Annotated in this window: 21 protein-coding genes, 1 tRNA gene and 1 pseudogene; 13 read left to right on the forward strand and 10 right to left on the reverse strand. The window is 73.5% G+C overall.

Features of this window, described 5'->3' with window-relative positions; translation table 11 throughout:
* The 4 genes from msrB to FGW31_RS06510 form a co-directional block, all read right to left on the reverse strand.
* Positions 1-408, reverse strand: coding sequence for a peptide-methionine (R)-S-oxide reductase MsrB (msrB, locus tag FGW31_RS06495; RefSeq protein WP_142192396.1), 408 nt, complete (start codon positions 406-408; stop codon positions 1-3).
* 14 nt (positions 409-422) lie between these two features.
* Complete coding sequence (gene murC / locus FGW31_RS06500; RefSeq protein ID WP_142192397.1) at positions 423-1,811, reverse strand: UDP-N-acetylmuramate--L-alanine ligase; 1,389 nt, start codon at positions 1,809-1,811, stop codon at positions 423-425.
* A gap of 79 nt (positions 1,812-1,890) precedes the next feature.
* On the reverse strand, positions 1,891-2,364 hold the full coding sequence (locus FGW31_RS06505) for an indole-3-glycerol phosphate synthase (protein ID WP_182674491.1): 474 nt from the start codon (positions 2,362-2,364) through the stop codon (positions 1,891-1,893).
* A 268-nt stretch (positions 2,365-2,632) separates the two neighbouring features.
* Positions 2,633-3,430, reverse strand: coding sequence for a pyrimidine reductase family protein (locus FGW31_RS06510; RefSeq protein WP_142192398.1), 798 nt, complete (start codon positions 3,428-3,430; stop codon positions 2,633-2,635).
* A 37-nt stretch (positions 3,431-3,467) separates the two neighbouring features.
* Here FGW31_RS06510 and zapE point away from each other — a divergent pair, with 37 nt between their 5' ends.
* The 5 genes from zapE (at position 3,468) to FGW31_RS06535 (ending at position 9,970) form a co-directional block, all read left to right on the forward strand.
* Complete coding sequence (zapE, locus tag FGW31_RS06515) at positions 3,468-4,598, forward strand: cell division protein ZapE (protein WP_233452413.1); 1,131 nt, start codon at positions 3,468-3,470, stop codon at positions 4,596-4,598.
* Between the two features lie 695 nt (positions 4,599-5,293).
* Positions 5,294-5,875 carry a carbonic anhydrase gene (locus FGW31_RS06520; RefSeq protein WP_142192399.1) on the forward strand — a complete coding sequence of 194 codons (582 nt, stop codon included), beginning with the start codon at positions 5,294-5,296 and terminating at the stop codon, positions 5,873-5,875.
* A gap of 8 nt (positions 5,876-5,883) precedes the next feature.
* Positions 5,884-7,383 (forward strand): SulP family inorganic anion transporter, encoded by a 1,500-nt coding sequence (locus tag FGW31_RS06525; protein WP_233452414.1) that lies wholly within the window; start codon positions 5,884-5,886, stop codon positions 7,381-7,383.
* 174 nt (positions 7,384-7,557) lie between these two features.
* On the forward strand, positions 7,558-8,382 hold the full coding sequence (locus FGW31_RS06530) for a slipin family protein (RefSeq protein ID WP_142192401.1): 825 nt from the start codon (positions 7,558-7,560) through the stop codon (positions 8,380-8,382).
* A 187-nt stretch (positions 8,383-8,569) separates the two neighbouring features.
* On the forward strand, positions 8,570-9,970 hold the full coding sequence (locus FGW31_RS06535) for a PhoX family protein (protein ID WP_142192402.1): 1,401 nt from the start codon (positions 8,570-8,572) through the stop codon (positions 9,968-9,970).
* A gap of 137 nt (positions 9,971-10,107) precedes the next feature.
* Here the strand turns inward: FGW31_RS06535 and FGW31_RS06540 are convergent, their stop codons facing one another.
* Positions 10,108-10,593, reverse strand: coding sequence for an SRPBCC family protein (locus FGW31_RS06540; protein ID WP_142192403.1), 486 nt, complete (start codon positions 10,591-10,593; stop codon positions 10,108-10,110).
* Complete coding sequence (locus FGW31_RS06545) at positions 10,590-11,021, reverse strand: ArsR/SmtB family transcription factor (RefSeq protein WP_142192404.1); 432 nt, start codon at positions 11,019-11,021, stop codon at positions 10,590-10,592. The genes FGW31_RS06540 and FGW31_RS06545 overlap by 4 nt, the downstream gene beginning before the upstream one ends.
* 99 nt (positions 11,022-11,120) lie before the next feature.
* Here FGW31_RS06545 and FGW31_RS06550 point away from each other — a divergent pair, with 99 nt between their 5' ends.
* The 4 genes from FGW31_RS06550 (at position 11,121) to FGW31_RS06565 (ending at position 14,578) form a co-directional block, all read left to right on the forward strand.
* On the forward strand, positions 11,121-12,644 hold the full coding sequence (locus tag FGW31_RS06550) for an FAD-dependent oxidoreductase (protein WP_142192405.1): 1,524 nt from the start codon (positions 11,121-11,123) through the stop codon (positions 12,642-12,644).
* A gap of 131 nt (positions 12,645-12,775) precedes the next feature.
* Positions 12,776-13,621, forward strand: coding sequence for a polysaccharide deacetylase family protein (locus FGW31_RS06555; RefSeq protein WP_142192406.1), 846 nt, complete (start codon positions 12,776-12,778; stop codon positions 13,619-13,621).
* 18 nt (positions 13,622-13,639) lie between these two features.
* A complete protein-coding gene (locus FGW31_RS06560) occupies positions 13,640-13,825 on the forward strand; it encodes a hypothetical protein (protein ID WP_142192407.1) in 186 nt (61 codons plus the stop codon).
* A 33-nt stretch (positions 13,826-13,858) separates the two neighbouring features.
* A complete protein-coding gene (locus tag FGW31_RS06565; RefSeq protein ID WP_142192408.1) occupies positions 13,859-14,578 on the forward strand; it encodes an aminoacyl-tRNA hydrolase in 720 nt (239 codons plus the stop codon).
* A gap of 141 nt (positions 14,579-14,719) precedes the next feature.
* Here the strand turns inward: FGW31_RS06565 and FGW31_RS34935 are convergent.
* Positions 14,720-14,780: transfer RNA gene (locus FGW31_RS34935), tRNA-Ser, on the reverse strand.
* A 395-nt stretch (positions 14,781-15,175) separates the two neighbouring features.
* Complete coding sequence (locus tag FGW31_RS35925) at positions 15,176-15,961, reverse strand: MerR family transcriptional regulator (RefSeq protein ID WP_142192409.1); 786 nt, start codon at positions 15,959-15,961, stop codon at positions 15,176-15,178.
* A gap of 69 nt (positions 15,962-16,030) precedes the next feature.
* Here FGW31_RS35925 and FGW31_RS06575 point away from each other — a divergent pair, with 69 nt between their 5' ends.
* Positions 16,031-17,230, forward strand: coding sequence for an erythromycin esterase family protein (locus FGW31_RS06575; protein ID WP_142192410.1), 1,200 nt, complete (start codon positions 16,031-16,033; stop codon positions 17,228-17,230).
* A 37-nt stretch (positions 17,231-17,267) separates the two neighbouring features.
* On the opposite strand, the pseudogene FGW31_RS06580 reads toward FGW31_RS06575, so the two are convergent.
* Positions 17,268-17,378, reverse strand: a pseudogene (locus FGW31_RS06580) (IS5/IS1182 family transposase); the annotation flags it as partial.
* 226 nt (positions 17,379-17,604) lie between these two features.
* The gene (locus FGW31_RS06585; protein ID WP_142192411.1) at positions 17,605-19,101 is read right to left on the reverse strand and encodes a glycoside hydrolase family 76 protein; all 1,497 of its coding nucleotides are present in this window, start codon (positions 19,099-19,101) and stop codon (positions 17,605-17,607) included.
* Between the two features lie 317 nt (positions 19,102-19,418).
* Between FGW31_RS06585 and FGW31_RS06590 the strand changes: the two genes are divergently transcribed.
* The 3 genes from FGW31_RS06590 to FGW31_RS06600 all read left to right on the forward strand — a co-directional run bounded on the left by FGW31_RS06590 (position 19,419) and on the right by FGW31_RS06600 (position 24,125).
* On the forward strand, positions 19,419-21,491 hold the full coding sequence (locus FGW31_RS06590) for a neutral/alkaline ceramidase (protein ID WP_142192412.1): 2,073 nt from the start codon (positions 19,419-19,421) through the stop codon (positions 21,489-21,491).
* 311 nt (positions 21,492-21,802) lie between these two features.
* Positions 21,803-23,236, forward strand: coding sequence for an MbnB/TglH/ChrH family RiPP precursor modification enzyme (locus FGW31_RS06595; protein WP_182674493.1), 1,434 nt, complete (start codon positions 21,803-21,805; stop codon positions 23,234-23,236).
* A 109-nt stretch (positions 23,237-23,345) separates the two neighbouring features.
* Complete coding sequence (locus FGW31_RS06600) at positions 23,346-24,125, forward strand: TIGR04222 domain-containing membrane protein (protein ID WP_142192413.1); 780 nt, start codon at positions 23,346-23,348, stop codon at positions 24,123-24,125.
* Positions 24,126-24,194: the final 69 nt, after the last annotated feature.

The following is a 24,194-nucleotide window of genomic DNA, read 5'->3' on the forward strand; positions in this document are numbered from 1 at the left end:
TCAGCCGTCGGTGGGCTGCAGCCGCAGCGAGATGCTGTTGATGCAGTACCGCTGGTCCGTGGGCGTCGGATAGCCCTCGCCCTCGAAGACGTGCCCGAGGTGGGAGCCGCAGCGGGCGCAGCGGACCTCGGTGCGCACCATGCCGTGCGAGCGGTCCTCCACCAGCTCCACGGCGTCGGTGTCCTTCGGGTCGTAGAAGGACGGCCAGCCGCAGTGCGACTCGAACTTGGTGCCGGAGGTGAACAGTTCGGCGCCGCAGGCGCGGCACGAGTAGACGCCCTCGGTCCTGGTGTCGGTGTACTCACCGGTGAAGGCGGGTTCCGTGGCCGCCTGGCGCAGGACCGCGTACTCGGACGGCGACAGTTCCGCACGCCACTGCTCGTCCGGCTTCTCCACGTCGTACGGCATGAGCTTTCAGCCCTTCACTTCGACAGACGGTCCAGGATGTGCGGGCCGAGGTCGGTGACGTCGCCCGCTCCCATGGTCAGAACGAGATCACCGGGCTTCGCCATTCCCGCGATCACCTCGGGGGCCTCCGCCTTGTCGTGGACGGCCGTCACGTCCGCGCCGGCCGCCCGGGCCGCGTCGATGATCAGCTCGCTGGTGACGCCGGGGATCGGGTCCTCGCGGGCCGGGTAGATGTCCAGCACCACGGAGGCGTCGGCCAGGGCCAGTGCCCGGCCCATCTCCGTGCCCAGCTCCCGGGTGCGGGAGAACAGGTGCGGCTGGAAGAGGACGAGGATGCGTCCGTCCCCGGCGGCGGCACGCATCGCCTCCAGGTCGGCGGTCATCTCGGTCGGGTGGTGCGCGTAGGAGTCGATCACCTGGACGCCGGACGCCTCGCCCTTGAGCTGGAGGCGCCGCTTCACCCCGGTGTACGCGGCCAGCGCCGGGGCCAGCTCGGCGGCCGGGACGCCGAGCGCCGCGCCCGCGGCGAGCGCGGCCACCGCGTTGAGCGCGTAGTGCTTGCCGGGGACCGACACCGTGAAGGTGAGCGGGTTGCCGTCCAGCTCGACGGTCACCTCGCTCTTCAGGCCCTGCGGGACGACCGACAGCACCCGCACGTCGGCGTCCTCCGCCTCGCCGTACGTCACCGTCCGCACCGAGCCGTCCAGCCGTCGGGTCAGCTCCCGGGCGCCCTCGTGGTCCGCGGAGATCACCAGGGTGCCGCCGGGCACGATCCGGCCGACGAACGTCTCGAACGACTCGTGGATCTCCTCCATCGAGGCGTAGTTGGCGTGGTGGTCCAGCTCCACGTTGAGGATGATCGCGACCTCGGGCGCGTACTTGTGGAAGCTTCGGTCGGACTCGTCCGCCTCGGCGACGAAGATGTCGCCCTCGCCGTGCAGCGCGTTGGAGCCGGGGGCGTCCAGGTCGCCGCCGATCGCGTACGACGGCTCGCGGCCCAGCTCGGTCAGGGAGACGGCCAGCATGGAGGTGGTGGTGGTCTTGCCGTGGGTTCCGGCCACGGCGATCGGGCGCAGGCCGTCCATCAGGGCGGCGAGGGCGTCGGAGCGGTGCACCACCGGGATGCCCAGTTCGGCCGCCCGGACCAGTTCGGGGTTGTCCTCGCGGATCGCGGAGGAGACGACCACGCAGCTGGCGTCGTCGGCGAGGTGCCCGGCCGCGTGGCCGATGTGCACGGTGGCGCCGAGCGCGCGCAGGGCGTCGGCGGTCGCGGAGTCCTTGGCGTCGCTGCCGGCCACCTGGGCGCCGCGCTGCGCGAGGATCTTGGCGATGCCCGACATCCCGGCGCCGCCGATGCCGATGAAGTGCGGTCGGTCCATGGCGGTAGGAAGGCCGGGTGCCATGCGTGTTCTCCCAGTGGTGCGACGAGCGGGAACGGTCTTTCGCGCCCTCGCGGGAGAGCCGGGAGAGCGCCGCCCCAGCCTATGCCTTGCTGTGGGAGAAGAGCTTCAGCACCGGCACCCCGACCTTGTGCCGGGCCCGGGATGCCCAGTCGCGGTGGAAGAACTCCTCCACGTAGTGCGGATCGGTCAGGACGATCACCTCGTCCGCGCCGACCTCCTCGACCATGGACTTCAGCGCGTCCAGCGGGTGGTCCTCGATGAGCCGGCCGTCGGCCTCGTCGCCGGTCGCGCGCAGGGCTTTCAGGGACACCTCGAGGGCCCGCTCGCCCATGCTTCTGGCCTCCTCGCCCTCCGGCGTCTCGCCCTCGCGGACGGCCTCGTCCAGCTCGCCGAGCGCGACGTCGTCGATCGCCCGCAGCAGCCGGTCGGCCTGTTCGCCGCGTGGCTGGAGCAGCACGTGGAAGGAGACCGGCTCGTCGCCGTGCAAGGTGGTGACGAACTCCACGTCGGCGGACGTCAGGGCCTTCTCGATCATCAGTACGCTTGTGAACACCAGGCGCCCCTCTCTCCTCTGAGGGCCCTCGGGCCCTGAGCTCCGTGGGCCGAGCCAGGCCCTGCGGAAACCATCCTGCCCCGTGTTCGCACGGGTACGGCCGGATTCAGTCTTGCCTGTCGCCGTACTGAGCGGACGGATGAGTTCCGCCGATCGCCGGACCGGAGCCACCATGGGTACATCCCCGGGCGTTCCGCGACAATTTATGACATCCCCCGACATCAGTTGACATCTTCGGAGACTCTCCGTCACTCCTGATCCGGTCCGATCAGGTTCGCCGGTAGCGCGTGAACAAAAAGCCGTCTTCCTCCAACATCGATGTCAGCGTGAAACGGTTCGGAAGTGTTACCGAGGGTCCGCCCGCGATGCGCTGGGCGTCACCGGCGGTGAGCATCGGAGCGACCGTGAGGCAGAGCTCGTCCAGCACGTCGGCCGCCACCATCCCGCCCAGCAGCCGCGGGCCGCCCTCGGTCAGCAGCCGGGTGTGCCCGAGGTCCGCGAGGGCGCGCACCGCCCGCGCGGGCTCCACCGCGGCCCCCTCGCCGGCGGTCACCACCCGGGCTCCGGCCTCCTCCGCGGCGGCCACGCGCTCCGGAGCGGCACCGGCCCCGGTCAGGACCAGGGTGGGCACCACCGGCGAGGTGAACAGCGGCAGCGAGAAGTCCAGGTCCAGGCTCGCCGTCACCACGGCGATCGCGGGCGCCGGCGCCTGCCCGGCCGCCTCCCGCGCGGCGGCGAACTCCGCCCGCGCGCGGGCCGGGCGGTACCCCTCGCGCCGTACCGTCTCGGCGCCCACGACCACCACGTCCGCCAGCGCCCGCAGCACCCCGAAGATCCGCATGTCGGCCGCACACGAGATGGGCTGGGAGCGGCCGTCGTGCTGCGCGGCCCCGTCGAGCGTGGAGACCATGTTGGCGCGCAGCCACGGCTCCCCGGCCGCCCGCTCCGGGTAGGCGTAGACGGCGGCCAGTTCGGCCGGGGTCCACTCGCGCGGGCCACCGCCCGGCGTCCCGGTCGCACCGCCGGGAGCTGCTGTTTCGTCGGTCACAGGGAAGAGGCGTCGCATGGAGGGCAGTGTTCCACGCGCCGTAGCATGGGGGACCGTGTCGTCCTCCTTCCCCGGCTCCCCCGGCTCCCCCGGCTCCCCCGGCTCCCCCGGCTCCTCCGGTTCCCCGTCCGACGCGGCCCCGCTGTCCCTGTGCGCCCGCGAGCCCCATGTGCCCGCGGACCGGCTCGTGGCCGAGATGGTGCCGCCGCCGCGCTTCGACGCGGTCCGCTTCGGCACCTACATACCGGACCCGAACCAGCCCAGCCAGACCGAGGCGGTGCGCGTCCTCGAGGGCTTCGCCGCGGGCCTCGGCACGGCCGGCGACTCCGGCAGGCGCCGGCTGTTCGGCTTCGGCAGGCCGGCGAAGAAGACACCGTCCGGGCCGCGCGGCGTCTACCTCGACGGCGGCTACGGCGTCGGCAAGACCCACCTGCTGGCCTCCCTGTGGCACGCCACTCCGGCCGAGCCCGCACTCAAGGCGTTCGGCACCTTCGTGGAGCTGACCAACCTGGTCGGCGCCCTCGGCTTCCAGCAGACCGTGCAGACCCTCTCCGGGCACCGGCTGCTGTGCATCGACGAGTTCGAACTGGACGACCCGGGCGACACCGTGCTCGTCTCCACCCTGCTCGGCAAGCTGGTCGAGGCGGGCGTCGCGCTCGCCGCCACCTCCAACACGCTGCCGGGCAGGCTCGGCGAGGGCCGGTTCGCGGCCGCCGACTTCCTGCGCGAGATCCAGGGCCTGTCCGCGCACTTCCGCGCCCTGCGCATCGACGGCGAGGACTACCGCCACCGCGGCCTGCCCGAAGCGCCGCCGCCGTACTCCGAGGACGTCGTGGCCAAGACGGCGCACGCCACCGAGGGCGCCTCGCTGGACGCCTTCCCCGACCTGCTGGAACACCTGGCGAAGGTCCACCCCAGCCGGTACGGCGCCCTGACCGACGGCATCCGCGCGGTGTGCCTCACCGGGGTGCGCCCGGTGCCGGACCAGTCGACCGCGCTGCGGCTGGTCGTCCTCGCCGACCGGCTCTACGACCGCGAGGTGCCCGTCCTCGCCTCGGGACTGCCGTTCGACCAGCTGTTCAGCGAGGAGATGCTGAAGGGCGGGTACCGCAAGAAGTACTTCCGCGCGATTTCGCGGCTCACCGCGCTGGCCCGCGACGCGGGACGGCTCGCCGAGGACCGCTGAACCGACCCGCGCGACGCAAGCGGCACGAGCGGCACGCCGAGCACCGCTGAACCGGCCCCGCGCAACGCGGGACGGCACGCCGAACACCGCCGAACCGGCCCACGCAACGCAAGCGGCACGCCGAGCACCACTGAACCGGCCCGCGCGACGCGGGACGGCACGCCGAGCACCGCCGAACCGACCCGCGCGACACGAGCGGCACGCCAAGCACCACTGAACCGGCCCGCGCAACGCAAGCGGCACGCCGAGCACCGCTGAACCGGCCCGCCCGACACGAGCGGCACGCCGAGCACCGCTGAACCGGGTCACCAATACCCGAACCGATCCCCGCTGATCAAGGGCGGATTCGCGCCAACGCACCCTTTCTTTTCGGGCTCTCTGCGCCACGAAACATCGAGTTAACCCGGCAAAGGACTTTGCCGGGTTAACGTGTTTCTTGACCAACCGTTGACCAACCGTTGGCCTGCGGAAGAGGTGTGAACCGCCTTTTGAAAGACGCATGTTCCGAGGTCGAGCGGCCGGGGCCACACACCGGGCCCTCTCTGTCGCTTTACCTTCGCTTCACCTTTCCCGCATTTCCTTTGCCTTTCGCATCCGCGCTTACGGCGTGTGATGCAAGGGCCATGGGTCTGTGGACCCAAACCCCCGTCATGCCCGTCCGACGCGCCCCCACGCGCGCCAGGAGGAAACGCCACATGCAACCCCTCATCGACAACGCCCGCACGTTCGGACAGCGCCCTGAGGAGTTCGCCCGCCTCGCCGAGGGCCAGTCCCCCGACGTCCTGTTCATCACCTGCTCCGACTCCAGGGTCGTACCGGCCCTGATCACCGGAGCGCGGCCCGGCCAGCTCTTCGAGCTGCGCACCGCCGGCAACATCGTCCCCCCGTACACCTCGGAGCGGCCCACCGCCGAGGCGGCCACCGTCGAGTACGCCGTCGAGGTGCTCGGCGTCTCCGACATCGTGGTCTGCGGCCACTCCCACTGCGGGGCCATCGGCGCGCTGGTGCGCGGCGACGACCTCGACGCCGTACCGGCCGTGCGCGACTGGCTGGCGCACGCCGCCGACCGGCCCGCCTCGGCCGACGCGGCGGACCCGGAGTGCGCCGCGGCGGTGCAGCACCACGTCCTGGCCCAGCTGCTGCGCCTGCGCTCCTACCCGTGCGTCGAGCAGCGGCTGGCCTCGGGCCGGCTCCGGCTGCACGGCTGGTACTACGAGGTGCACACCGGGGCCGTGCGTGAGCACCGTGCCGACACCGACGCGTTCGAAGCGCTGTGAGCACGGCCGTGTCCAAGTTCCCCTACCTGCGGCAGGACTTCGCCGCCTCACTCGTCGTGTTCCTGGTCGCCCTCCCGCTGTGCGTGGGCGTCGCCGTCGCCTCCGGCGTCCCGGCCGAACTCGGCCTGGTCACCGGCATCGTGGGCGGGATCGTCACCGGCCTGATGCCGGGCAGCAGCCTCCAGGTGTCCGGTCCCGCCGCCGGACTGACCGTCCTGGTCTTCGCGGCGGTGGACACCTACGGGCTGCCCGCGCTCGGCGTGATCGTGCTGGCCACCGGGCTGCTCCAGCTGGCCATGGGCGCGCTGCGGCTCGGACGCTGGTTCCGGGCCATATCCCTCTCGGTCGTCGAGGGCATGCTGGCCGGAATCGGACTCGTGCTGATCGCCGGTCAGCTGTATGCGGCGGCCGGACTGGAGGCACCCGCCTCCGGTGTCGACAAGCTCCTCGGACTGCCCGGCGCGGCCGTGGACGTGGTCGGCAACACCGAGGCGCTCGCCTCGCTCGCGGTCGGCGCGGGCACCGTCCTGGTGATGGTGCTGTGGCGGCGGATGCCAGGCCCGGCCGGGGCCGTACCGGGCGCCCTCGCGGCGGTGCTGCTGGCGACGGCGATCACTCTGGCCTTCGGCGTGCCGGTGGCCACCGTCGAGGTGCAGGGCCTGTTCGACGCCATCCAGCCGCCGGGCGCGGACGCCTTCGGCGGGCTGGCGAGCATAGGCCTGCTCGGCACGATCGTCGCCTTCACCCTGATCGCCTCGGCGGAGAGCCTGTTCAGCGCCGCCGCGGTGGACCGGCTGCACGACGGCCCGCGCACCCAGTACAACAAGGAGCTCATGGCGCAGGGCGCGGGCAACACGGTCTGCGGTGTCCTCGGCGCGCTGCCGATGACCGCGGTCATCGTGCGCAGCTCCGCCAACGTCCAGGCGGGCGCCAGGACCAAGGCGTCCCGGGTGCTGCACGGCGTGTGGCTGCTGCTGTTCGCCGCGCTGCTGCCGTCCGCGCTGGCGCTGATCCCGCTGCCCGCGCTGGCCGGCATCCTGGTCCACGCGGGCTGGAAGCTGATCCCGTTCCGCGGCCTGGTGGGCCTGTGGCGCGGACACCGGGGTGAGGCGCTGATCCTGGTCGTCACCGCCGTGTCGATCGTCGTGGTGAACATGTTCGAGGGCGTGCTGATCGGTCTGGCCCTGTCGATCGTCAAGACCGCCTGGGAGGCCTCGCAGTCGAAGCTGGAGGTCATAGACAAGGGCGCGGGCCCGATACAGGTGTACCTGTCGGGCAACGCGACGTTCCTGCGCCTGCCGAAGATCCTCGACACCCTGGAGGCGCTGCCCCAGGACCGTCCGCTCGTCCTGGACCTCTCCGGCGTCCACCACCTGGACCACGCGTGCCACACGGCCCTGACCAACTGGGCCGAACGCCACAGCACCCCGGGCACGGAGCCGGTGAGAGTCACCCAGGGCACCACGCCGGCACCGCAGGAGGAGGACGCCCCGCTCCGGACCGGCTGACCGCCGGCCCACTCCCCCGTTCCCGCCCTCTCCCCGCTCCCGCCCCTCACCTGGGCGGGGGCGGGTTCGCGCGTGCCGTCCGGCGCCGGGGCATGGCCCAGCGGGGCACACCGGGCCTATCGTGGCAGGAGCGGGCGAAAGCGCACGCAGCGGACCTCTGGACGGGAGGCCGTCATGCTGGAGGAACTGCTCACCGCCGCGGTCTCGGTCGGCGCCGCCGGCACCGCTTACGTGGTCGCGGCTGCGCGGGTCGTCAAGCAGTACGAGCGCGGGGTCGTCTTCCGCCTCGGCCGGCTGCACGGCGACGCCCGCCCGCCCGGGTTCACCCTCGTGGTGCCCGGAGTGGACCGCATGCACAAGGTCAACCTGCAGATCGTCACCATGCCGGTGCCGGCCCAGGAGGGCATCACCCGGGACAACGTGACGGTGCGGGTCGACGCGGTGGTCTACTTCAAGGTCGTCGACGCGGCGGCCGCGGTCGTCAACGTCGAGGACTACCGGTTCGCGGTCTCCCAGATGGCGCAGACCTCACTGCGGTCGATCATCGGCAAGAGCGACCTCGACGACCTGCTGTCCAACCGGGAGAAGCTGAACCAGGGCCTGGAGCTGATGATCGACAGTCCGGCGATCGGCTGGGGCGTGCAGATCGACCGGGTGGAGATCAAGGACGTCTCGCTGCCCGACACGATGAAGCGGTCCATGGCCCGCCAGGCCGAGGCCGACCGCGAACGCCGGGCCCGCGTCATCAACGCCGACGCCGAACTCCAGGCGTCGAAGAAGCTGGCCGAGGCGGCCCAGCAGATGGCCGATACTCCTTCCGCCCTGCAACTGCGCCTGCTACAGACCATCGTCGCGGTCGCCGCCGAGAAGAACTCCACCCTCGTCCTGCCCTTCCCGGTGGAGCTGCTGCGCTTCCTGGAGCGGGCGGCCCAGCAGCCCGCGCCGGACCACGCGGTCACGGCCCACGGGGAGTCCGACGACGGCGGTCCACGCACCTGACCCGCGCGAGGGAAGACCTGCCCGCGACCCCGACCAGCCGCAGCCCGCGCGCGTCCGCGACGGCGTCGGCGACGGCCGCGCGGCGGTCCACGCGCGTGACACGAGCGACACGCGTGGTTCCCGGGATCCGTCCCAGGTGATAGACACGCCTGGTCACAGCTCCTGTCCGCCAGCAGGAAGGTTCCCCATGTCAGCAACCGAGTCCAGCGCCGGATCCCCGACGACACGACGTCAACTGCTCGCCCGATCCGGTGCCGTGGGCATCGGGATCGCCTTCTCCGGCGCCCTCGCCGAACTGTTCACCGGCACCGCCGCCGCCCAGAACCTCGGACACAGCGGCTACGGCCCGCTGGTTCCCGACCCCGACGGACTGCTCGACCTGCCGGAAGGTTTCCGCTACCGGGTGCTCTCCCGCGAGGGCGACCCGCTGCGCTCCGGCGAGGGCCCGGTCCCCTCCAACCACGACGGCATGGCCGCCTTCGCGGGCAGAGCGGGCCGCGTGCACCTGGTCCGCAACCACGAGAACCGCGCCAACGGCAGGGTTCCCGTCCCGGTGATCGACGGCCTGACCTACGACCCGGCGGGCAAGGGCGGCTGCACGGCGCTGACCCTCGACCCCCACGGCCGTGTGCTGTCGGAGCGGGTCGCGATCGCCGGTACGGCCGTGAACTGCGCGGGCGGGCCGACCCCCTGGGGCACCTGGCTGACCTGCGAGGAGACCGAGGACAAGGCGGGCACCAGCGGCTACACCAAGGACCACGGCTACATCTTCGAGGTCGACGGCGCCGACCCGCGCCGCACCGGCGCCGTACCGCTGACCGCGATGGGCCGCTTCCAGCACGAGGCGGTCGCCATCGACCCGAAGCGGGGCGTCGTCTACGAGACCGAGGACGCCTTCGAGCGGCCCTTCGGCCTGTTCTACCGCTTCCTGCCGCAGAAGCCGCTGGGCGGCACCGGCTCGCTGCGCGCCGGCGGCCGGCTCCAGGCGATGCGGGTGCCCGGCGTCCCCGACCTGTCGTCGATCCAGGAGACCGGCGCCCGTTTCGACGGCATCGAGTGGGTGGACGTACCGGACCCGCAGGCCGTCGAAACCCCCATCCGCCACCAGGACTTCGGCCCGAAGGGCATCACCCACGCGCAGAAGCTGGAGGGCTGCTACTGGGGCGGCAACTCGGTGTACTTCGTGTCGTCGTACGCGCGCAGCACCGAGGGCTCGGCCGGAGACCACTACGGGCAGATCTGGCGGTACGACCCGGACCGCCGCTGCCTCACCCTGGTGATCGTGTTCGGCCCGGACACCGATGTCCAGCTGCCCGGTGAGTCGCCGGACAACATCTGCCTGGCGCCCAGCGGCGGCCTGATGGTCTGCGAGGACGGCGGCGGCGCCCAGCACGTCTTCGGCGTCACCCGGCGCGGCGAGGTGTACGCGATGGCCCGCAACCGTCAGAACATCGGTTCCGCGGACGAGCCGGAGTACGGCGAGTTCGCCGGCGTCACCTTCTCCCCGGACGGCCGGACGATGTACGTCAACTGCTACACGCCCGGCACCACGTTCGCCGTGACGGGCCCCTGGCGCAGGGAGCCGTAACCCTCCGGCGGACCGGAGAGGCCGGCCGGGACGGAGAGGCGGCCGGGACGGAGAGGCGGCCGGGACGGAGAGGCGGCCGGGACGGAAGGGTGCGCCGGGCGGCGCCGCCCTCCGTCCCGGTCCGCGTCCGGTGCGGTTCAGCCCGCCAGGAGGGCGTCCATCTGCCCGATGGCCTGGGTCATGCCCTCCACCATGCCCATCTCGGCCAGCTGCTCCATCTGTTCCCGGGTGTCGAAGGCGGAGCGCAGCTCCATGCGGGTGCCGCCGTCGTGCCGGGTGAGCGTCAGGCGCACCGACGTGGTCGGCATCTCCGGGTTCGGCTTGCCGTCCGGGCCGGAGAAGCCGTCGGTGAACTCCAGGCCGGTCGGCGGCGTCACCGAGGAGACGCGCCACCAGCCGCCGTACTTCTCGCCCTCCGGGCCGGTCATGTAGTACGTCACGCCGCCGCCGGGCGTCAGGTCGTGCTCCTCGAAGGTCGCCGGGTAGTTCGGCGGGCCCCACCAGCGCTCCAGCAGCCGCGGGTCGGCCCACAGCTTCCACACCCGCTCCACGGGGGCGGTGAAGTCGGCGACGACGGTGAGGATGAGACGGTCGACGTCCTTGTCGACACTGGTGACGGTCATCTCTCCGGTCCTTTCCCATTGGTCCTGCTGGTCCCATTGGTCCTACTGGTCCTGCCATTCCTGCCGGTCGTGTTGCCGCCGTCGGGATCCCGGTCGGTGTCGTCCTCGAGCAGGCCGGACATCCGGTCCACCCGGGCCCGCCAGGCCGACTCGAGTTCGTCGAGCGCCTGCCGCGCGCGGCCCACCGCGTCGGGGTCGGTGCGCACGAGCTGCTCCCGTCCGCGTCGTTCCTTGGCGACCAGGCCGGCCCGCTCCAGCACCGTGACGTGTTTCTGCACCGCGGCGAAGCTCATCGGGTACGCCGCGGCCAGACGTGACACGGACAGCTCACCCCGTACACAGCGACGGAGTATGTCGCGACGCGTCGCGTCGGCCAGGGCGTGGAACAGCCGGTCCACGGTGTCGTCGGTCGATCCATCTACAACCATTTGGTTGTACGTTAGCCCTGCGCCGTCCCTGCCGCAACAGCACGCCGGAACGCTCCCGCTCGGCCACTGAACTCACCGCACCGGGGTACTCGGCTTCGCATGACGGAGAAGCAGCAGGTCAGCGGCTCGTACTGGCTCCAGACCGCACCGGACGGCCGGCATGCCGCACTGACCGACGATCTGGACGTCGACGTGGCGGTGATCGGCGGCGGCATCGCCGGACTGTGCACGGCGTGGGAGCTGACCCGGGCCGGGAGGAGTGTCGCGGTGCTGGAGGCCGGACGGATCGCGGCCGGCGTCACCGGGCACACCACGGCGAAGGTCACCGCCCTGCACAGCCTGGTCTACGACAAACTGCGCCGCACCCGGGGCGCCGAGGGCGCGCGGCTGTACGCCCGTTCGCAGTCCGAGGCGATCGAGCACACCGCGGACGTCGTGGCGGAACTCGGCATCGACTGCGAGTGGGAGCGCCGCAGCGCGTACACGTACGTGCGTGACGAGGGCCGGGTGGAGGAGCTGCGGGCGGAGGCGCGGGCCGCGCGGGAGGCGGGCCTGCCGGCCTCCTTCGTGACGGAGACCGGGCTGCCGTTTCCCGTGGCGGGCGCGGTGGAGGTGGCGGACCAGGCGCAGTTCCATCCGCGCAAGTACCTGCTGGCCCTGGCCGGCGACCTGATCGCGCGCGGCGGCCGGATCCACGAGGACACGACGGTGCTCGGGCTGGAGGAGGGCACGCCGTGCCGCCTGTCGACGGCGACCGGCGCGACGGTGACGGCCCGGGACGTCGTGGTCGCCACCCACTACCCGGTCTTCGACCGGGCCCTGCTGTTCACCCGCCTCTCCCCGCGCCGCGAACTGGTCGTCGCCGGCCCCCTTCCCGCGGACCGCGACCCGCACGGCATGTACATCACTCCCGACGAGAACACCCGCTCGGTGCGCACCGCGCCGTACGGCGAGGACGGCACCCGGCGCCTGCTGGTGATCACCGGTGAGCACTTCACGCCGGGCACCGGCGACACCCGGGCCCGCTTCGACCGCCTCTCCGACTGGGCTCGGCGGCACTTCCCGGAGGTGGAGCTCACCCACTTCTGGGCCACCCAGGACAACGACCCCACCGACACCGTGCCGCTGGTCGGGCCGCTGCACCCCGGCGCCCGGCACGCCTACGTCGCCACCGGCTTCGGCGGCTGGGGCATGAGCGGCGGCATGATGGCGGGACGGCTGCTCACGGCGCAGATCACCGGCGAGGAGTGCGCGTGGAGCGGGCTGTACGACCCGCGCCGGCTGGCGCCCGCGGTCCGGGAGGCGGGGACGTTCCTGAAGCACCAGGCGCAGGTCGCGGGGCACTTCGTCGGCGACCGGCTGCGCCCCTCTCCGCCGGTCGAGGCCCTGCCGCCGGGCGAGGGCGCCGTGGTCCGCGCCGGCGGTGGCCGGGTCGCGGTGTACCGCGACGACGACGGCAGTCTGCACGCCGTCTCCGCCCGCTGCACCCACATGGGCTGCCTGGTCGACTTCAACGCCGCCGAGCGCGCCTGGGAGTGCCCCTGCCACGGCTCCCGCTTCGGCACCGACGGCACGGTGCTCCAGGGTCCGGCGACCCGGCCGCTGGAGCGCCGCCACATCTGACCGGCCGCCCGCCCGGCGCCGCCCGCCTGACGCCGGGCCGGCCGCCCCGCCCGGCGCCACCCGGGTGACACCGGACCCCACCCGGACCCGCGACGACCGGACGGCAACAAACCCGCCCATATCGTCATACGGTGATCACTCTTGTACGTCGAGCAGTCGCCGTGTGCGCCCTGGGCGCCGCGCTCGCCTCCTGCGCCACGTCCCGGCCCGCGCAGCAGCCGCCCCGCCCCGCGCCCTCGCTCTCCCCCGCCGTCCCGTCCTCACCGCCCACCCTCGCCCCGGGCCCCTCGGGCCTGACCCCGGTGTTCCGCAACGGTCCGCGCACCGCGGGCCGTACGGTGGCCCTCACCTTCGACGCCGACATGACCGCCGACCAGGGGCCGAGGGCGCGGTCCGGTGAGCGCTTCGACCACCCGCGGCTCATCGCCGCCCTGCGCGAACTGGGCGTGCCGGCCACGGTGTTCATGACGGGCCGCTGGGCCGAGGAGTATCCGGACCAGGCCCGTTCCATCGGCCGGGACCCGCTGTTCGAGGTCGCCAACCACTCGTACAGCCACTACGCGTTCACCGGTGACTGCTACGGCCTGCCGACCGTCTCCGCGGACTTGATGCGGGCGGACGTGGAACGTGCGTACGCCGCGTTCCGCAGGGTCGGGGTGCCGGAGGCGATGCCGTACTTCCGTTTCCCGGGCGGCTGTTACGACCGCCGGGCGCTCAGGGCGCTGGCGCCGGCCGGTGTCACGGCCGTGCAGTGGGACGTGGTCGGCGGGGACGCGTTCGCCACCGACGCGGCCGCGGTGGCCCGGCAGGTGGTGGACGGCGTGCGCCCGGGCTCCGTGGTCGTCCTGCACTGCACCCGCAGCGCGGCCCCGACGACGGAACGGGCCGTGCGCACGATCGTCCCGGAGCTGCGCAGCCGGGGCTACCGCTTCGTGAAGGTGTCCGAGCTGATCGCGGCGGGGCACGGCCGGGGCTGAGCGTCCTACGCTGGAGGCATGAGCGAGAGCGACAGCGACTACTGCCTGATCGACGCCTCGCGGCCGCCCAGGGCCGAGGGGCCGCCGTACGCGCGGTGCGTGCTGTGCCAGGAGCCGACCGAGTACCCGGAGTCGTACAAGGGCATCACGCTGTGCCCGGTCTGCGAGTGGCGGGAGGCGGAGCGCACGTCCTGCTCGGGCTGACGGCGGTGCCGGGCGGGTTGGCACACTGAAGCGGTGAGCAACGATCAGACGACCCCCGCCACCGACAGCCCTTTCCGCCCCGACCCCGGCGCCCGCGACGAGGCACCCCAGTTCGTGCTGCCCCTGGTGGTCCGCATCGAGCGGGCGGCTCCGCCGGCCCGTACGGACGCGCTGGAGACGGCCGCCCGCGCGGTCCTGGTGATGCTGACCGACGAGCGCTCGGTCGGCGAGGGCGAGTGGGCGCGGGCGATGCGGGACTGGCAGGACGCCCGCATCCGCAAGGTGGTCCGCCGGGCGCGCGGCGCGGAGTGGCGGCGGGCGGAGGCGCTGCCCGGCATCACGGTGACCGGCAAGTCCGCGGAGGTGCGTGTCTTCCCGCCGGTCCCGCTGGACGGCTGGCCCAAGGACCTGGCCCGCCTCCAGGTGTCCGGCACCGACCTCGACGACCCCGACCCCGTGCCCCCGGCCGATCCGGCCACCCCCGTCCTCTGGCTCAACCCGGACCTCGGGATGTCGGCCGGCAAGGCGATGGCGCAGGCCGGCCACGGCGCCCAACTGGCCTGGTGGGGACTGCCGGACGAGGCCCGCGCGGCCTGGCACGCCGCCGGCTTCCCCCTCGCGGTCCGCACCGCCGGCCCCGCCGACTGGCCCGGCCTGGTGGCCGGCGGCCTGCCCACGGTCCGCGACGCGGGTTACACGGAGATCGCACCGGGTTCCTGCACGGTCGTGGCGGACCATCCGGCGCTGCGCTGACACGATCCGGGGCGGCTCCGACCCGGATGGTGGCGGGCCGCCCGCATCCCCCATGGGCGGGCGGCCCGCTGCCCGGGCGTTCAGAGATCGAAGCGGCGGCGGCACCGTTGGTGTCCTGGGCCGCTGGACGACACCGGCCGGAGCCGGCGGCGGGATTCGAACCCGCGTCTCCCTCTGGAGAGGAGAATTAGCCGCTGCCTGCGCACCTGAACGCGTCCACCGTAGCCGCGGGCGTGGGCGCGGGCACGCGAATATCCGCGCCGGCGGCGCACCGGCGGGGGCGTGGGCACGCGCGGCGGTGCTTCACCCGCGGGCGCGTGAAGCACCGTGGCGACCGGTGCCTCACCCGCGGGCCTGTGAACGACCGCGGGCTGCCCACCAACGGGCCTGTGCACACCCGCGGTGCGGTCCCGCCCGTGGCTGCGGGCAACTCGTTCCCCGTGGCAGAGCCTCACCGCGAGCACGCGAACAACGGCGGGCGGCACGACACCACCGCACGCGCCGACAAGCGCACCCCTGCCTCACCGCGAGCACACGGGAGCGACCGCAACCCGTGCGTGCCACGCGGGCGCGCGAGCGAGCACGGCGGCCGGTGGCTCAGTCGCGCTCGCGCAGATACGCCTCCAGCTCCGCGGCGCCGGCCAGCATCGCCCGCGCGCGGGCGGCGAGCCGGCCGTGCCAGTCGGACAGCGTGGACTCCAGCGGTTCCAGGCCGCCGGCCGCCCGCACCTGATGGATCAGCGGCGCGATCTGCTCCAGCAGGTAGCCGCCCCGCCTGAGCTGGTGGACCAGCCGGGCGTCGCGCACGTCGGCCTCGTCGTAGACGCGGTAGCCGGTGAGCGGGTCCCGGTGCGGACGCACCAGCCCTGCCCGCTCCCACTTGCGCAGTGTCGCGGGCCGGATGCCGAGCCCGCCGGCCAGCGGCCCGATGAAGGTACCGCCGGGCCCGGACGGCGCGTCCGCGCTCCGACCGGCACCGCGACCGGCACCACGACCGGCTTCGGGTGCGGCACCGGCTCCGGGTGCCGGTGCGTGGTCCAGGTCGCGCAGGGCGCGCTCCACGGCCTGGAGGGTCCGCCGGTCGTCGAGGAGCTGGGCGTGGCTCTCGTCCACGAGGCGGAACGCCTCGTCGAGCGCGTCCCGGTTGACCGCCTGCATGATCGCGGTCGCCTGCCGGTGGCCGTGGCCGGGCACCAGCGCGAGGAACGCGCGCAGGGCCGCCGCGTGCAGCGGTGTGTAGGTGCGGTAGCCGTGCGCCGTACGGCCGGCGGCCGGGAGGATGCCGGCCTCCTCGTAGTTCCTGACCGCCTGGGTGGACAGTCCGTGGCCGCGCGCCAGATCGACCGGCCGGAGCCGCCCACCGCTTTGAAGGTTTCGCCCCATGACCACGACCCTACCGCGGCCGTTTCGCGCCCAGCTTTACACCGAGGGTTCAACGATACCGTTGAGGTCATGGTTGCTGACATCAAGGAATCGGTCCGTGCCGTCGATGCCTCCGCCGTCCTGGAGCTGCTTCCGAGGCGGCCCCGGCTGCTCGCCCTGGGCGAGCCCACCCACGGCGAGGACGCACTGCTCGGCCTGCGCAACGCGCTCTTCCGGCAGCTCGTCGAGGAGGGCTACCGCACGATCGCGGTCGAGAGCGACTGCCTGAAGGGCCTGCTGGTGGACGAGTACGTCACCGGGGGCCCGGGCACGCTCGACCGGGCCATGGAGGTCGGCTTCAGTCACGCGTGGGGCGCCTTCCCGGCCAACCGCGAGCTGGTGCGCTGGATGCGCGCCCACAACGAGGACCGGCCGGCGTCGCAGCGGCTCCGCTTCGCCGGTTTCGACGGCCCGCTGGAGATCACCGCCGCCGCGAGCCCCCGGCAGGCCCTCACCGCACTCCACGACCACCTCGCGGCCCGGGTGGACGCCGGCCTGCTTCCCTGTACCGCGGACGCGCTCGACGACCTGCTCGGCCCCGACGACCGGTGGACCGATCCCGCCGCGATGACGGACCCGGCCCGGTCCGTGGGACGGTCGGCCGAGGCCGCCCGGTTGCGGCTGGTCGCCGACGACCTGGTGGCGCTGCTCGACACCCAGGCGCCCCACCTGGCCGCGGCGGCCTCGCGGGAGGAGCGGGAACGGGCGCGCCTGTACGGGCGTACCGCGACCGGTCTGCTGCGCTACCACCATGCGATGGCCGACACCTCACCGGCGCGCATGACCCGGCTGGTGACCGTGCGGGACCAGATGATGGCGCACAACCTCCTGGCCCTCGCGGAGCGGGGCCCGGTGTTCGTCCACGCCCACAACTCCCATCTGCAGCGGGTGAAGAGCGCGATGCGGATGTGGGAGGGACCGGTGGAGTGGTGGAGCGCCGGCGCCCTGGTGAACGCCGAACTCGGCGAGGACTACGCCTTCGTGGCCGGCGCCCTCGGCACGATCGGGCACCAGGGAGTGGACGCGCCGCCGCCGGAGACCGTGGAGGGACTCCTGTACGCGCTCGGCGAGGACCGCTGCGTCGTCGGCGCGGCGCGGCTGGCCGCCGCGCTCGGCGACCCGCCGCCCGCGCCGCGCGAGTCCCCCTGGTTCGGCTACGCCCCGCTGGACCCGGCCCACCTCCCGCACATCGACGGCGTCGCGTTCGTCAGGGACGCCGTGCGGGACTAGGTTCCGTCTCTTCGGTCGGCGTCGCGTCCGGAGGAGGGACGGCGCGTGAGGAGTACGCGCGGTCGGCCGGAACAGCGCCGGGCCCGGCCCGGGGTCTGCCCGGGCCGGTGCGGGGCACGCGGATGAGGGCCATCACCGTCTCGAAGGCAGGTGCGTCACCAGCCTGGCCGGCGGTGGCGGTGAGGCCAACGGTGAGCTTTGAGGCCGGCGGTCGGGCCCGGAGGCCGGATGCTCAGGGAAGGCGCTGGGATGTCCGCCCTTCGCTCGCTGGTCGTGCGGCTGCCGCACACCTGGGCCGAACGTCCTCGGCCAGGTGCGCGGCGAACCGTCCTGACGCTCCCGTGGGCCCCGCCCGGACGGGGGCGGGGCCGGTGTCAGCGCAGGGCGTTGAAGAGGTCGACGGCGCTCTGCTGGCGGGCCGCGTCCACCCTGTCGAGCGGGCCGTACCAGCGCAACCCGTACTGGTCGAGGGCGTTGCGGTCGCTCGCGTGGGCGCGGTCGGCCTGCCTGCGGAGGTAGGGCGTGTACGGGTGGTCCGCAAGGACCGCGTCGAGCTGTCCCAGCCCGCGCACGTGCGCTCCCTTGAACGACGGCCCGTCCGCGCCGCAGTCGCCGCCCTCGCACGGGTCGCGCAGGATGCCGTCCGCGGTGTGGAGGGCGGCGGAGGTGGTGGCGGCGTCGGCGATCCGCCGGGCGTGGGTGAGCAGCGCCCCGTCACCGGTCGCCCGGTGCAACTCGGTGAGGGCGCCGAGGAGTACGCCCTGGTTGTACGACCACACCGTGTCGCCGTTGTTGCGGCAGGTGCTCAGGTCGATGCCGTCGTTGACCAGGTGCGAGCCGTTCACCATGCCGGTGCCCTGGAACCACGACCAGCCGGCCCGGGCCCTCTCGAGGTACGCCGTGTCGCCGGGCAGGCGGTTGTGCAGGGCCGCGTTGAGCTGGATGTACAGCGAGTTCGCGATCGCGTTCTTGTAGGTGCGGGCGGTGCTCCACCACACGCCGCCGCCGCAGGTGGAGTCCCAGTACGCGGCCATGTGGTCGGCGTCCGCGCGGGCGGTGGTGAGGTAGCGGCTGTCGCCGGTCAGGTCGTAGGCGGCCACCCAGGCCAGCCCCCACCAGCCGGTGTCGTCGATGTAGTCGTTGCGGAACTGGCCGTCCCGCGCGTTCACGTTCAGGTCGTAGGTGCGGGCGACGGCGTACCGGTAACTGCCCATGCCGGAGGTGCGGATGTTGTCGATGACGGCGGTGAGGGCGTTCGCGGAGTTCCACCAGCCGGTGGTGCCGAACAGGCCCGTCGAGTAGTCGTAGAACGTCATCAGTCCGGTGGCCGCCGCGGTGCGGCGGTCGCCGGCGTTCCATGTGGTGCGCGCCCAGGCGGTGCAGGCGATCTCGGGGCGGTCGCCGGCCTTGCCGCAGGCCCGCAGCGCGCCGACGCCGTGTGCGGCCCAGTCGTCCACGTTGTACATGAGGGTGCGCCACCCGCGTTGCCCTGCGGGCACGGTGGTGTGGCCGAGGCGGCTCCCCGAGCTCCAGGTCCGGCCGCCGTCGAAGGAGCGGTCGAGCCACACCTCGTCGCCCGGGCCGCCGTTGTCGAGCGAGGCCCAGCCCATCGCGTCGGCGTCGTCGAAGTGCAGGACCACCGACCGCGCGTGGACGGTCGCCGTGACGGGGGCGCGGTCGCCCGGGGACAGGGCCGGGTCGCGGCCGTCGCAGTGGAGGTTGCAGATGCCGGCCGCGCTCGCCGCGGCTCCCGTGGCCGGTGCGGCCGCCGTGTCCGTGGCGGACGCGGTCCGCGGTGGCAGCAGCGCGCACAGGGCGAGGGCGAGGACCGCGGCGGACCGGCGTCGGGGGTGTCTTCGTACGGGGCTCATGGCCTTACTGCTCCCGGTGGGTGTGGGGGGATGAGAGCGCTTTCGCAACGTAGTACCGGCGGTGGGGGGCGTCAACGCACCCGGGGTAGCCGTACGGAGCCGGAGTGCGGGCGGAGCGACCGCCGTGGCACACCTCTTGCGGCGGCTGTGGCGCGAGGTGTACCAATGGCGGCGCAGAACCTGAACCTTGTTCAAGTTCGCGCGGGCGTCCCGTCGCGCGAGTCCCTTCACGAACCGTCAGGCCCCGGCGAACGGTGGTGTCCCACCGGCACGCGGGCGTGCGCCGCCGCGGGCCGATCGAGCCGGAGGAGCAGCAGATGTCCGCGGAACGTCCCCTTCACCACCGGCGTACCGTCCTGCGCGCGGGCGCCCTCACCGGCCTCGGCCTGGCCGGCGCGCAGTGGGCCGCCCCGGACCGCGCCACCGCCGCCACCGCTCGTGACACTCCCCGTGACACCGGCTACCTGGTCGGCCGGGGTCTCGCCGACGCCACCGGTGAGGTGGCCGAGGTGGGGATGATGGGGTACGGCCGGTTCGACCAGCAGGCGGCCGGGCTGCACACCCGGCTGCGGGCCCGCGCGTTCGTCGTGGTGGAGGAGGCGAGCGGGCGGCGGGTGATGCTGATCGTCGCCGACTCTCCGATGATCTTCGAGAGCGTGCACCGGGCGGTGCTGCGGCGGCTCGCCGAGGCGTACAGCGATCTCTACACCGTGCGGAACGTGCTGATCACGGCCACCCACACGCACGCCGGTCCCGGCGGCTACTCGCACCACCTGCTGTACAACACGACGACGTTCGGCTTCCACCGCAAGACCTTCGAGGCCGTGGTGGATGGCCTGTTCGAGGCGGCCCGGCGCGCCCACGACGACCTCGCGCCGTCCGAACTGGTCCTCAGCCACGGCACGTTGACCGGGGCCAGCGTCAACCGCTCCCGCGCCGCCTTCGACCGCAACCCGAAGGCGGACCGCGACCACTTCCCCGACGCCGTCGACCCGCTCACCACGCTGCTGCGGGTGGAGCGGGCGGGCCGGACGGTGGGCGCCGTCAACTGGTTCCCGGTGCACAGCACCAGCATGTCCGGGGACAACCGGCTGATCAGCGCGGACAACAAGGGCTACGCCGCCTACCACTGGGAGCGCGAGGTCCACGAGGTCGACTATCTGGACGGCGGCTCCCCGGCGTTCGTGTCGGCGTTCGCCCAGACCAACAGCGGCGACATGTCGCCCAACCTGGATCTGCGACCGCCCACGACACCGGAGGACTTCGACCGCACCCGCGCCAACGGGCTGCGCCAGTACGAGGCCGCCGCGAGCCAGGTGGACCGGCCCGGTGTCCGGCTGTCCGGCCCGGTGGACTCCCGGCTGGTGTACGTGGACCTCTCCGACGTCACCGTGCGGCCCGAGTTCACCGGCGACGGGCGGACCCACCGCACCTCCAAGCCGTGCATCGGCGCCTCGATGGCGGCGGGCAGCGTGGAGGACGGGCCGGCCTTCCCCGGCTTCCAGGAGGGCGAGAACCCGTTCTGGGACGCCGTCTCCGACTCCCTGGTCTACACGGTCTCCCCGGAGCTCGCGCAGGCGCAGGCACCGAAGGACGTGTTCGTGCCGATCGGGGAGGTGAACCGCCTCTACCCGTGGGTGCAGGAGCGGGTGCCCGTGATACTGGTCCGCATCGGCGGCCTGTACCTGATCGGCATCCCGGGCGAGGTCACCGTCTGCGCGGGGCTGCGGCTGCGGCGCACGGTCGCCGGGATCGTCGGCGCGGACCTCGACGACGTCCTGGTCGCCGGGTACGCCAACGCCTACTTCCACTACCTGACCACGCCGGAGGAGTACGACGCGCAGCAGTACGAGGGCGGCAGCACCCTCTTCGGCCGCTGGCAGCTCCCGGCCCTGCAGCAGACCGCGGCGGACCTGGCCACCGCGCTGCGCGACGGCACCGACGTGCCGCTCGGCCCGGAGCCGCCCGACCTGTCCGGCAAGGTCCTGTCGTTGCAGCCGGGTGTGGTGATGGACGCGCCGCCGGCCTTCCGGTCGTTCGGGGACGTGCTGGTGCCGCCCCGGGAGACCTACCGGGCCGGTGAGCGGGCCGAGGCCGTCTTCGCGGGCGCCCACCCGGGCAACGACCTGCACCGCGGGCGGACGTATCTGGAGGTGCAGCGGCAGGAAGCGGACGGCGCCTGGCGCACCGTCGCCGACGACGGCGACTGGTCGACCCGCTTCCACTGGGAGCGCGACGGCATCGCCGCGTCCCGGATCACCGTGACGTGGGACATCCCGCAGGGGACGGCGCCGGGCGCCCACCGGATCGTCTACCACGGCGACGCGAAGTCCCTCACCGGTACCGTCACCCCGTTCACCGGCAGGACCCCGGCCTTCCTGGTCCGCTGACGGGCGACGGCGCGTCCGGGCCGGTACGGCCGGCTCACGGGGGCCCGGCCGGGCCGCCGACGGGCCCGTTCGGTCGGCTTACGGGCCCTCCCGGCCGGCTGACGGGCGCGCCCGGTCGCCCTTCGGGCCGGCCCGTCGGCTTACGGAGGCCTTCCCGGGCCGCCGACGCGGCGGGCCGGGGACGGCCCCGGTCCGCTTCGTCGGAACCTCAAATGTTGCTCTGAAGGCGGCCGGAACACGGTTCGGGCACCGGACGGGGGGTCATACCCCTCTCACTTCCCGCACAGCCGGGTGGAGGAGGGGACGGGACGATGCTGCGACTGGGTACGGGAATCGGATGGCGGCCGGAGATCGCGGACGCCGTGGAGGACATGCCGGGCATCGACTGGGTCGAGGCCGTGGCCGAGAACGTCTGTCCCGGCCACCTGCCCGAGTCGCTGCTACGGCTGCGCGAGCGCGGCGTGACCGTCGTCCCGCACGGCGTGTCGCTGGGACTGGGCGGGGCCGAACGGCCCGACGAGGAGCGGCTGGCCGCCCTCGCCGAGCGCGCCGAGGCACTGCGCTCGCCGCTGGTCACCGAGCACATCGCGTTCGTGCGGGCCGGCGGGCCGATGACCGCCTCCGAGCGGCTGGAGGCGGGACACCTGCTGCCCGTGCCGCGCACCCGCGACGCCCTCGACGTGCTGTGCGAGAACGTCCGCATCGCGCAGGACGCGCTGCCCGTGCCGCTCGCCGTGGAGAACATCGCCGCGCTGATCTCGTGGCCCGGCGAGGAGATGACCGAGGGCCAGTTCCTGTACGAACTGGCCGACCGCACCGGCGTACGGCTGCTCATCGACGTCGCCAACCTGCACACCAACCACGTCAACCGGGGCGAGGACCCGGCCCGGGCGCTCGACGAACTGCCACTGGAGGCGATCGCGTACGTGCATGTCGCGGGCGGCTTCGAGCGGGACGGGGTGTGGCACGACAGCCACGCCCACCCGGTGCCGCGGCCCGTGCTCGACATCCTCGCCGACCTCGCGTCCCGCGTCCCGCCGCCCGGTGTGCTGCTGGAGCGCGACGAGAACTTCCCCGAAGCGGGCGAGCTGAAGGGCGAGTTGGACGCCGTCCGGGAGGCGGTGGCGCGCGGCGGAGGCGGGCGCCCGGACACCGGGAGGATCGCCGCGAAGGCGGAGGCGGGAGAGGCGGAGGCGGGAGAGGCGAAGCCGGACACGGCCCGAGCGACAGCGGACGCGATCAGGACAGACACGACCAGGACGGACGCGACGACGACGGACGCGGCCGAGGCGGACACGGCAGGGGCGGCGGCGGGTGCGGGCTGTGCCGCGGGAGTACGGCAGCGGCTCGCGCTGGCGCAGACCGCCGTGCTGTCCGCGCTGGTCGCCGGCACGCCCGTGCCGGACGGGTTCGACCGGGTGCGGATGGGTGTGCAGGCACGGGCGCTCGCCGCCAAGCGGGCCGACGTCGTCGCAAAGGTGGCGCCGGAACTGCCGGTGATCCTCGGCGCGCGGTACCGGCCCGCGTTCCTCGCGTACGCGCAGGAGCGGCCGATGACGGGCGGCTACCGGTGGGACGCGCTGGAGTTCGCCGAACACCTGCTGTCGGTCCGGGAGCCGCGGGACGCGCGGGCGCGGCGCGCGTTGCGCGACTGGTGGCTGGAGCGGTCGGGGCCCGCGCCGCGCTCGCACCGGCCGGCGGTGCGGCTGGCGCGGGCCACCCGGCGGGTGCTGCTGCGGCGCTGACCGGAACCGACCGGAGAACTCCGAACGGAACGTCACATACCGACAACACTCCGTCCGGATTGTGAACAAGGCATGGCGTTCTCGCGACCGTGTCGCTTACAAAAACGTCATGTTCTGGGTCCCTCTGCTGCTCCTGGCCTGGGCCGTCGCCGGTGTCGCCTGCCTGCGCCTGTGCCTGGCCGCCGTCCGCGCCCCCGCGCCGGCCGACTCCGACGCGGACCCCGGACACCGTCTGACGCTGTACGAGGCCGCGTTCCTGTCCGGCGGCCCGGGCCGGGTCGCCGACGTCGCCCTCGTCGCGATGGCGCGTCAGCGGCGGCTGCTGCTCGCGCACACCGGCTGGGCGACGGTGGTCGATCCGTGCGGGCGGGACGAGTTGGAGCGGTCGGTGATAGGGGCCATAGGGCCGCAGGGGCAGTCACGCCTCGCGCCGGTGCGGGCCGCCGCGGCGGCCGCGGACGCCGTGCGCGGCATCGCCGAGCGGCTGGCCGGTGCCGGGCTGGCGGTGGCCGACGGCGCCGGGGGCTCGGTCGCGGACGCGGTACGCCAGGTGCGGCTCGCCGTGCCGGCCGTGGCCGGGCTGGGCGCGATCGCCGTGTGGCTGCCGGTCCCGTCGGAGGTGCCGCGCCACCTGGTCGCGCTGTGGTTCGCGCTGCCGCTGGTCCTCGCGCTGGGCTGCCTGGCCGTCGCGCGGTTCGAGGTCCACCCGTACTCGCGCTGGGCCTCCCCGGCCGGTCAGCGCTTGCTGGGCAGCCTGCGGCCGGGTGACGGCGACGCCGGGGACGAGCGGGCGTATCTCACCTCCGTGGCGGTGCGCGGCATCCGCGCGGTGGACGAGCCGGAACTGCGCGCGGCGTTCGCGCACCGGGACCGCCACCCGCGGCACTGACGCCGACACCCGGCGGGCGGTGCTTGCCTCGGACCACCAACGAACGAAACATCCCTTGTGTCGCCGTCG

The organism is Streptomyces calvus (assembly GCF_006782915.1).
GTDB classification, from domain to species: Bacteria; Actinomycetota; Actinomycetes; order Streptomycetales; family Streptomycetaceae; genus Streptomyces; species Streptomyces calvus.